The sequence below is a fragment of the Nonomuraea sp. NPDC050691 genome (assembly GCF_040654455.1).
In the GTDB taxonomy this organism is placed as follows: Bacteria; Actinomycetota; Actinomycetes; order Streptosporangiales; family Streptosporangiaceae; genus Nonomuraea.
In genome coordinates this window covers 1-8065 of sequence record NZ_JBFAIA010000267.1, presented here as the reverse complement: position 1 = coordinate 8065, position 8065 = coordinate 1, and the positions used below count along the sequence as shown (strand labels likewise).

The following is an 8065-nucleotide window of genomic DNA, read 5'->3' as shown; positions in this document are numbered from 1 at the left end:
GGGAGAGCCGCTGGTGAGGTTCACCAGCACCTTGCCCGCGACCGCGGTCTCGACGGACTCCAGTACCTGTTCGACCGCTGGGGTGTCGAGCAGGCGACCTTCCTCAGGCGGACCTCGCCGGCGCCGGCCTTCTCGGCGGCCTGAGCCGCGGCCCTCGCCATGGTGTGGATGTTGCGGGTGGCGGAGTAGTAGATGACGGCGACGTTGGTCATGGAGTGCTCGCTTCACGGATGAGGGGGCTGGATGCGCGGTCGCGGGACCTGCTTCGGAGCTGACCGGTCGGGCAGCGCCTGGAGCCGTCGTCGGCGGAGGCGACGGCGCCGGGGGACGGGGTCAGACGAAGAAGCTGTCGTGGCGGAGGAAGAACTCCGCACGCTCTTCTTCGCTGAGGCCGGCCAGCTTGGTGACGCCTTCGAAGTACTCCTCGCGGGGTGCGCCGGGGGCGAAGAGCATGAGCATGGAGGCGGGTTCGCCGGATTCGTTGCGGAAGGCGTGCAGGCCGCCCACCGGTACGTACAGGTAGTCGCCGGAGGTGGCGTTGATCCAGCGGCGGCCGTCGAACAGCCGCATGGTGCCGGACAGGATGAAGAACGACTCTGACATCGACTTGTGGAAGTGGGTGCTGGGCCCGCCGGCCTCCGGCCCCATGTCCACCCGGTAAAGGCCGTATTCGCCGCCGGTGGAGACGGTGGTGGACAGGTAGTGGTAGGCGGTGCCCTGGGCGACGTTGGGGCCGTCGGTGGCGACGGGCTTGGAGACGAAGTCGGGCGCGTTGGTCGCGGGCCTGAAGGTGGCGCTGGTCTCGCCGTGCTGACCGAAGTAGCGGGGGTCGGGGTAGGACATGATCACGCCTTGGGTGAGGGCTGATTAGGTGAGTGCTAAGATAGTTGGCAGTTGCGTGAGTGTCAATTAAATGAGCGCTCACCTATCTGGCGAGGAGGTAACCGTGGCGGATGCTGTGGAGACGGTGCTGGAGCAGTGGGGTCGGGAACGCCCCGACCTCGACGTCTCGCCGATCGGCGTCGTCGGCCGGATCATGCGGCTGTCCCGGCTCTGGGACAAGGAGATCAAGGACTTCCTCGGCGAGCACGGCCTGGAGCCGGGCGAGTTCGACGTCCTGTCCACGCTGCGGCGCTCGGGAGAGCCCTACGAGCTGACCGCGAAGGTCTTCCTCAAGGCGTCCCTCGTCACCACCGGGGCGATCACGTTGCGGGTCGACCGCATGGCGACCAAGGGCCTGGTCACCCGCACACCCGACGCCACCGACCGCCGCTCCGTCAAGATCCGCCTCACTCCGCGGGGTCTTGAGGTGATCGACCGGCTCCTTCCCCTCCACTTGGCCAACGAGGCCCGCCTCGTGGAAAGTCTCGACGCCGACGAGCGTCGGCACCTGGCGGCCACGCTCGCAGGACTGCTGGAGTCCCACGGCGACACACAGGCCGACACCGGCCGCTGAACAGCGTCGGCTTGACGCGGACCTGGTGATCAGCCATCCCCGGCCTCGGCGAAGGCCAGGGCCGTCGGGGGCCGCCGGTCGCCTCGCGGGTGAACCCGCTCGCTCCGAGCGGGTCCAGGCGCGGATCGTGCGGCCGTGGTCGCCGCGGGCCGGCCGCGGGCGGCCGTCCGCCTCGCCGAACGCCAGGGCCTGGACGCTCGCCGTCAGCTCCCTACTGATCTACGAAGTAAAGGGGGGTGGTTGGATTCGCGGCCAACCCCGGCCCGCTCGGATTTCCCTTTTCTCGCGCAGACGCATTGTTGACCGGACCCATTCGGAGCACTCCGTGTTCGGCGATCACGTCCGCCGAATAATGCGTGTCATGCGCTCGCCGACCAAGAACGTGATCCACGGATGGCGGTACGGCCTCAGGCTCGGCATGGCCGTGACCGTAGCCGCCTGCGGGCTGCTCCCGCTGCCACCCGCTCCGGCCGCCGCCGCGCCGCCACCGGTCCGGCCGGCGAGGTTCCCGACGATCGCCTACGTGGCCAACAGCTGCCCTGGCATCTTCGACGACGGCGCGGTGACGCGGCTCGACCCCGCCACCAACACCGTCGCCGGGTACACCCCGGCCGGCGGCTGCCCTGCCGCGATCGCGCTCGATCCCGACGGTGATCGCGCCTATGTGGCGAACCTCGCCCGGGACGGCGAAGACGCCATTCTGGTGATGAGCACCATCAGCAACGACGTGCTCGACGAGATCGAGGTCGACCACGGCCCCCAGGGCGTGGCGGTCACCCCGGACGGCGCCCAGGTTTACGCCACCATCGAGGATAATTTCGACTTCTCTCACAAAAGCAACAAGGTGCTGGTGATCGACGCGAGAACCGACTCCATCAGCGACGCCATTCCCATCGCCGGCGATCCGGGCCCGGTGGCGGTCGATCACGAGGGCCGCCGGGCGCTGGTGGGCGTCTCGCCGGGCGCGGACGGCACCTTTCCCAACCTGACCGTCATCAACACCAGGACCAACGCCATTTCACGGATCATCCCCCTGCCCGCCTCCCCCAGGGCGATCGCCGTCCATCCGCTCCGCCACCGCGCGTACGTGACCGGGAACTACTGGGAGCGCGGGCAGGTGTCGGTGATCGACACGGCGACCGGGGGCCTTCTCAAGTCCATCCCCGTCAGCGGCGCGCCCCTGGGGGTGGCGGTCTCCGACGACGGCACCCGCGCCTACGTGGCCACCGTCGCCGACAGGGGCGAAAGCGCGCTGACGGTGATCGACACCGTGACCAACGCCGTCACGGCCACCATCGCGATCCCCGGCTACCGCAGGCCGATCGGGGTGGCGCTCAGCCACGACGGCAAGACCGCGTACCTCACCGCCACCACCGGCAAGGAGGACGCGGTGGTGGTGATCGACACCGCGCGCCGGAGCGTCACCGCCACCATCGACGTCGGCGACGGCCTGAACGAGGCGAACACGCAGAACATCGCGGTGGGCCGGCTCATCAAGCTCCGTACGCATCTCCCGCCCCGCAAGCCCCGGCCTGGCAAACCTGGCAAGCCGGGAAGGGCGGGCGAGTCCGGCGAGGCGGGGACGGGGCCGGCGATGGCGGTGGACGTGCTGGGGCCCCCGCCGGGACCGGCGCGCCTCGTCCGCGGGCGTTCCACCGGGTCCGGCGGGTAGAGCCCCGGGCTGTCCCAGAGGTCGCCGACGCGGGTAGAGCCCCGGGCTGTCCCGGAGTCCGCCGGCGGGGGACGGCCGCGGACCCCGCCCGGCCTCACGATCCCGCCGGCGACCGGCGGCCCCCTGCCGGAGGCGGTGGCGGGTCGGGCCGGCGGGCGGGCCACATCGCGGTGAGCCGTTCCACCGTGGCGTGGTAGGCGGTCTCCTGCACGGGGGTGAGCACGACGTCCACGCCCGGCCCGGCCGCCGCCAGCCGTTCGCGCAGCACGATGGACTCGCCCGTGTCGGCCAGGTCGAGCAGTCCGCTGAAGCCCGCCGCCGCGACGACGAGGTCCGTGCCCGGCGGGTCCCCGCCGGTCTCCTCCAGCGCCCGCCGTACCGCTCCCGCCCCGTTCGCGCCGTGGCCGAGCGCCGCGGCGGCGGCCGACAGGGTGACCACGTCCAGCGGGTCGACGTCGACCAGGCGCAGCGGGACGAGTTCGGCCCGGCCGCCCGGCGCGTACAGCCTCCCGGCCGGAGGGGGCCCCTCGCGAGGCGAGTGACGTCCGTGGGGGAACACGTGGCCTTCCCCGGCGGGCATGGGACGTTCCCGGCCGTGGCGTCCCTGTGTGGGCGCCACCGCGCGCCAGAGCCGCCGCAGCGCTGCGAGCGCGGCGCCGCCCGCCAGCGGAGGCGGCAGTGCCGCGCCGTTCTCCTCGGCGGCCCGCAGTGCCAGGAGCAGCCGCTCCAGCGCGCCGATCGCCACTGCCAGGTCGTCACCGAGGTCGGGCACGAGGACCGCGCGGGGGCCGAGGCCGTTCATCCGCATCCCCTTCCGAGGCCGTGACGAGGCGCGCCCTCCGGACGCCCGGATGGCATGGTCACACCCGTGACAGTACGCCGTCCGTCCCCTCACGGCCGGACGAGGCCGTCGAGCGCGGACGGCTTCCGCTCGACGTCGAGCCCGGCGGGCGGTGGCCGGCGCCTGACGTGAGAGACCTTCGCGGAGTGATCAACGTCACTTCTACGCTGAAGTCGCATGCGTGCAATTTAGCGCCCGTATCTTACGGGTACGGCTGATCCGCCACCCTCGGACTCCCGCGCGAAGCCGCGCCGCGCAGGCCCCGTCGCCCTCGGTGCAGACGGGTGGGAAGGTTTCGGTGGGTCTGGAGTGTTACGTCCTGTTGCAGGCTGATCGGCGGCCCTCCCCCTGGTACGGGCCGTCCGGATCTCCGGTAATATCGGCCTGCTTTATATGTAATTTCGGATTTTTCGCGATGAAGCGATATGGGAGGGTGAGGCATGACGACGGCTGCCCTGCAGACCGTGTTGACCGTTCCCGAGCGTTTCCGGGGACCGGTGGGAGCCGCCAACGGCGGCTGGATAGCCGGGACCATGGCGGACGCGTTCAACGACAACCGATCAGCCGTCGAAGTCACGCTGCACGCCCCCACCCCGCTGGAGACCGAGCTCCGGCTGGAGCACGTCGCCAACACCGTCACCCTCTCCGACGGCGAACGGCTGCTCGTCGAGGCCATCCCGGTGGCTCAGGACCTCGACGCCCCCGAGTTCGTCCCGTTCAAGGACGCGGCCCGGGCCGAGGCCGGCTTCGCCGGGTGGAAGGGGCACGCCTTCCCCGAGTGCTTCGCCTGCGGCCCGCGTGAGCCGGGCGACGGCCTGCGCGTCTTCCCCGGCCCGGTCGAGGGCAAGGACGTGGTGGCGGCCGGCTGGCGGGTGCCGCACACGGTGGCCGACGCCGACGGCGTGCCCGCCTCGATCGTGGGCGCGGTCCTCGACTGCATCACGGGGTGGGCGCACTTCCAGCCGGGCGAGTCGGCGCTGCTCGGCCGCCTGACCCTGCAGATCCACCGCCGCGTCTACCCGGGCGGTGCCTACTCCGCCGTGGCCCGCGCCACCGGTCGCGAGGGGCGCAAGCTGTTCGGCGAGAGCGCCATCTACGAGGTGGACGGCACGCTGGTCGCCGCGGCCCGGGCCACCTGGATCGCCCCGCGGTGACGTCCTGAGGACATCGCCTTCCCGAGAGCCCGAGCTCCTGAGGGCGCCGAGCCCCTGAGGGCGCCGAGACGTCCGGCGGCCCCGGAACCCGCGAGGTTCCGGGGCCGTCCGCGTCCGGGCCCCCGGAGAGGCTCAGCCGGTGAGGCGGGCCGCGACCAGCGACGCGCAGCGCTCGTCGAACAGGATCGTGTAGTGGTTGCAGTCCGGCACGACCTCGTCCTCCAGGCGCGGCAGCCGGGCCGTCCAGGCGGCGGCCAGCTCGTCCGGCAGCATGCCGGTCTCCTGGTCGAGCAGCCCGCGCGGGGCCCGCAGCAGGCGCAGCGGCGCCTCGATCGACGTCAGGGCGGCCCCGATCTCCTCGGCCTCGGTCAGCAGCCAGCGGCCGTCCTCGCGCACCGCGTCCTCGGCGGCGCGGGAGCGCAGCGCCCCCGGCGGCCCGTCCAGGTCGTAGCGGACGTACTCCTCGACGTCGTCGTTCCAGGCGTGCGCGAAGGCCGGGTGCGCGCGGAAGAAGGCGACGTACTCCTCGGGCGTGGCGAACGTCCGTGACAGCCGGGCCAGCGCGGGCCCGAGCGTGGCCGCCAGCGCCGCGTCCGGGTCGGAGCCCGCCGGGAGCGGCAGCGGCAGGCCGCCGTCCACCAGCACGACCCGGGCGAAGTTCCGCCGGGCCGCCGCCAGCGCCGCGACGTAGGCGCCCATCGAGTGTCCTGTGAGCACCGCGCCGGCGTCGGCGCCCACGTGGTCGGCGACGCGCAGCACGTCCTCGGCGTGCCTCGGCAGCCCGTACGGTCCCGGCAGCCCGGAGCTGTGACCCCGGCCGCGCAGGTCCATCGCCACCAGGGACCAGCCCTCCGGCAGCCGCCGCCCCACCGCCGCCCACGCCATGAGCGACGCCGTGATCCCGTGGACCGCGATGACCACGCGCGGCCCGTCCCCGAACGTGGCGATGCGCAGCCCGCCGACCTCGTCCACCCTCATGAGTCCATCCTCATGAACCGGATCCTAGAGACAGACCTCCCGGAAGGGCACGTCCGGGACGTGCCGGCCCGGCTCGGCCGGTCGCGGGCCCCGGCCGTCTTCGCGGTCTCGGCAGCGTCGAACCGGAGGTCATGACCGCTATGCGGAGGTTGCGGATAAATTACCCGGTATGCGGATCACCGTTATCGAGCACGAGGCCGAGGCCGGGCTCGGCTACCTGTCCGGATGGCTCGGCCCGGTCTGTGACGTCGTCCGGCCGTACCGGGGCGAGCAGGTGCCCGAACGGGCCGCCGACGGACTCGTCGTGCTCGGCGGCGAGGCCGCCGCGTGGGAGGACGAGCGCTGCCCCTGGCTGCCCGCGACCCGCGAGCTGCTGCGCCGCTCCGTCCTCGACGGCACGCCCACGCTCGGCGTCTGCCTCGGGGCGCAGCTCATGACGATGGCCTGCGGCGGCGCCGTCGAACGGGGCGGCGACGGGCTGGAGGTGGGGCTGTGCGAGGTGACCGCGCTGCCCGAGGCCGCCTCCGACCGGCTGCTGGCGGGGATCGGCACGGCGGTGGCGATCCAGTACCACCAGGACGTGATGGCGCGGCTGCCGGAGGGCGCGGTGCCGCTGATGACCGGCGTCCCGTACCCCAACCAGGCGTACCGGCTGGGGGAGAGCGCCTGGGCGGTGCAATTCCACCCGGAGGCCACGCCCGGCATCTTCGCGTCGTGGGCGGCCGGCTCCACCCTGGAACGGGCGGAGGAGCTGGTCTCGGCGGTACGGGGGGCCGAGGACAAGCTGGTGTCCACCTGGCGTCCTGTGGCCGAGGCGTTCGCGTCCGTCGTCAGAGGCGACTGAGCACAGGGCGTCAGGGCGGCTGGGCGGGGATCGTCGGAGGCGGCTGAGCGCAGGTCGTCAGGACCGGTTGGGCGCGCGTCCTCGCGAGCAGGGCCGCCGGCGGTCGCCCCGGGTCGGTGCCGGCCGCGGGTCAGTACCAGCGGTCGCGCGGCGCGCCGGCACGTGGAGTGTTCCGGCGGCGCCGGGTGAGGGCGTGGGCCGCCGTGTGGACGCCCGCCAGCAGCAGCGGGACGGCCGCCACCGCGCCCGCCGTGAGCGCGCCCCCGCGGGGAGCCTCCACCCCGGCCGCGCGCAGCCGCCGACGCGCCCACACGGTGAACGGGATGACGACGAGCGGCGAGGTCACCACGCCGGGCGTGTAGCCGCCGGTGAGCGCCGCCTGCGCCACGTGGGCGACCCCGTGCAGCCCGAACGCCGCCAGCGCCATTTGGAAGGCCGGGCTCCGCCCGCCCGTGCGCGCGCCCGCGGCCGACAGGGCCGCCACGGCTCCGCCCATGAGGCCGATCGCCACGGTGGCGTGCGCCCGCGACACGTCCAGCCGCTCCCACGGGACGCCGGGGAAGCGCCGCTCCAGCCGGGGGCGGGCCCGCCGCGCCCATCCGGGCATCGTGGCGAGTTCCTCGGCGTCGTGCAGGGCCCAGGCGGCCAGCAGCCCCCAGGTCACCGCCGCCGGAACCCCGCCCGTGCCCGCGTCGCCGGCTCCCGAGTGAGCCTCCATCGCAGCCTCCCTCACCCAAACACAACGCAACGTTGCGTTGCACTTTATGCCGGTCACGGGAGGGCCTGTCAAGATGGAGGGGTGCCGAGGATCGAGTCCACCGCCGCCAGGCTCGCCAAGCTCGGGTTCGCCGACGGGGCGACCGCCGCGCGGCTCGTCGAGCAGGCCGGAGGCGAGCTGGACGACCTGCTCGACGGGCTGGTCGACGTCGCCGACCCCGATCTGGCGCTGCTGTCGCTGACCCGGCTGGCCGAGCGCGCCCCCGAGGCGATCGGCGCGCTGCGGGCCGACGAGCGGCTGCGCGAGCACGCCCTGGCCGTGCTCGGCGTGAGCGCCGCCCTGGGCGACCACCTCGTCCGCCACCCCGGCCACCTCGGCCTGCTGGCCGCCGCCGACCCGGAC

The 8065-nt window shown here is 73.3% G+C and carries 8 protein-coding genes and 1 pseudogene; 5 read left to right on the top strand and 4 right to left on the bottom strand.

Translation table 11 applies throughout. The features are described from left to right. Positions 1–333: 333 nt before the first annotated feature. A complete protein-coding gene (locus tag AB0H81_RS42575) occupies positions 334–843 on the bottom strand; it encodes a cupin domain-containing protein (RefSeq protein ID WP_358387526.1) in 510 nt (169 codons plus the stop codon). Between the two features lie 103 nt (positions 844–946). On the opposite strand from AB0H81_RS42575, the gene AB0H81_RS42570 reads away from it, so the two are divergent. Both AB0H81_RS42570 and AB0H81_RS42565 read left to right on the top strand, forming a co-directional pair. After that, a complete protein-coding gene (locus AB0H81_RS42570; RefSeq protein WP_358387523.1) occupies positions 947–1456 on the top strand; it encodes a MarR family transcriptional regulator in 510 nt (169 codons plus the stop codon). Positions 1457–1817: 361 nt separating this feature from the next. Continuing rightward, positions 1818–3128 carry a YncE family protein gene (locus tag AB0H81_RS42565; protein ID WP_358387520.1) on the top strand — a complete coding sequence of 437 codons (1311 nt, stop codon included), beginning with the start codon at positions 1818–1820 and terminating at the stop codon, positions 3126–3128. Between the two features lie 94 nt (positions 3129–3222). Here the strand turns inward: AB0H81_RS42565 and AB0H81_RS42560 are convergent, their stop codons facing one another. Continuing rightward, positions 3223–3930: a hypothetical protein gene (locus AB0H81_RS42560; protein ID WP_358387517.1), complete on the bottom strand. Its 708-nt coding sequence runs from the start codon at positions 3928–3930 to the stop codon at positions 3223–3225. A 479-nt stretch (positions 3931–4409) separates the two neighbouring features. On the opposite strand from AB0H81_RS42560, the gene AB0H81_RS42555 reads away from it, so the two are divergent. Beyond that, positions 4410–5123 carry a hypothetical protein gene (locus AB0H81_RS42555; protein WP_358387514.1) on the top strand — a complete coding sequence of 238 codons (714 nt, stop codon included), beginning with the start codon at positions 4410–4412 and terminating at the stop codon, positions 5121–5123. 132 nt (positions 5124–5255) lie between these two features. On the opposite strand, the gene AB0H81_RS42550 is transcribed toward AB0H81_RS42555, so the two are convergent. Beyond that, positions 5256–6101 carry an alpha/beta hydrolase gene (locus AB0H81_RS42550; protein ID WP_358387510.1) on the bottom strand — a complete coding sequence of 282 codons (846 nt, stop codon included), beginning with the start codon at positions 6099–6101 and terminating at the stop codon, positions 5256–5258. Positions 6102–6270: 169 nt separating this feature from the next. On the opposite strand from AB0H81_RS42550, the gene AB0H81_RS42545 reads away from it, so the two are divergent. Then, on the top strand, positions 6271–6945 hold the full coding sequence (locus AB0H81_RS42545; protein WP_358387507.1) for a type 1 glutamine amidotransferase: 675 nt from the start codon (positions 6271–6273) through the stop codon (positions 6943–6945). Positions 6946–7075: 130 nt separating this feature from the next. Here AB0H81_RS42545 and AB0H81_RS42540 read toward each other — a convergent pair whose 3' ends face one another. Further along, a complete protein-coding gene (locus AB0H81_RS42540; protein WP_358387504.1) occupies positions 7076–7663 on the bottom strand; it encodes an HXXEE domain-containing protein in 588 nt (195 codons plus the stop codon). Positions 7664–7744: 81 nt separating this feature from the next. Here AB0H81_RS42540 and AB0H81_RS42535 point away from each other — a divergent pair. After that, positions 7745–8065 (top strand): annotated as a pseudogene (locus tag AB0H81_RS42535) (bifunctional glutamine-synthetase adenylyltransferase/deadenyltransferase); the annotation flags it as partial.

Excerpts from the sequence above, each read along its gene's own strand:
- AB0H81_RS42565 (WP_358387520.1), top strand. The coding sequence starts at position 1,818 with ATGCGCTCGCCGACCAAGAACGTGATCCACGGATGGCGGTACGGCCTC.
- AB0H81_RS42545 (WP_358387507.1), top strand. The coding sequence starts at position 6,271 with ATGCGGATCACCGTTATCGAGCACGAGGCCGAGGCCGGGCTCGGCTAC.
- AB0H81_RS42560 (WP_358387517.1), bottom strand. The coding sequence starts at position 3,930 with ATGAACGGCCTCGGCCCCCGCGCGGTCCTCGTGCCCGACCTCGGTGAC.
- AB0H81_RS42540 (WP_358387504.1), bottom strand. The coding sequence starts at position 7,663 with ATGGAGGCTCACTCGGGAGCCGGCGACGCGGGCACGGGCGGGGTTCCG.
- AB0H81_RS42550 (WP_358387510.1), bottom strand. The coding sequence starts at position 6,101 with ATGAGGGTGGACGAGGTCGGCGGGCTGCGCATCGCCACGTTCGGGGAC.
- AB0H81_RS42555 (WP_358387514.1), top strand. The coding sequence starts at position 4,410 with ATGACGACGGCTGCCCTGCAGACCGTGTTGACCGTTCCCGAGCGTTTC.
- AB0H81_RS42575 (WP_358387526.1), bottom strand. The coding sequence starts at position 843 with ATGTCCTACCCCGACCCCCGCTACTTCGGTCAGCACGGCGAGACCAGC.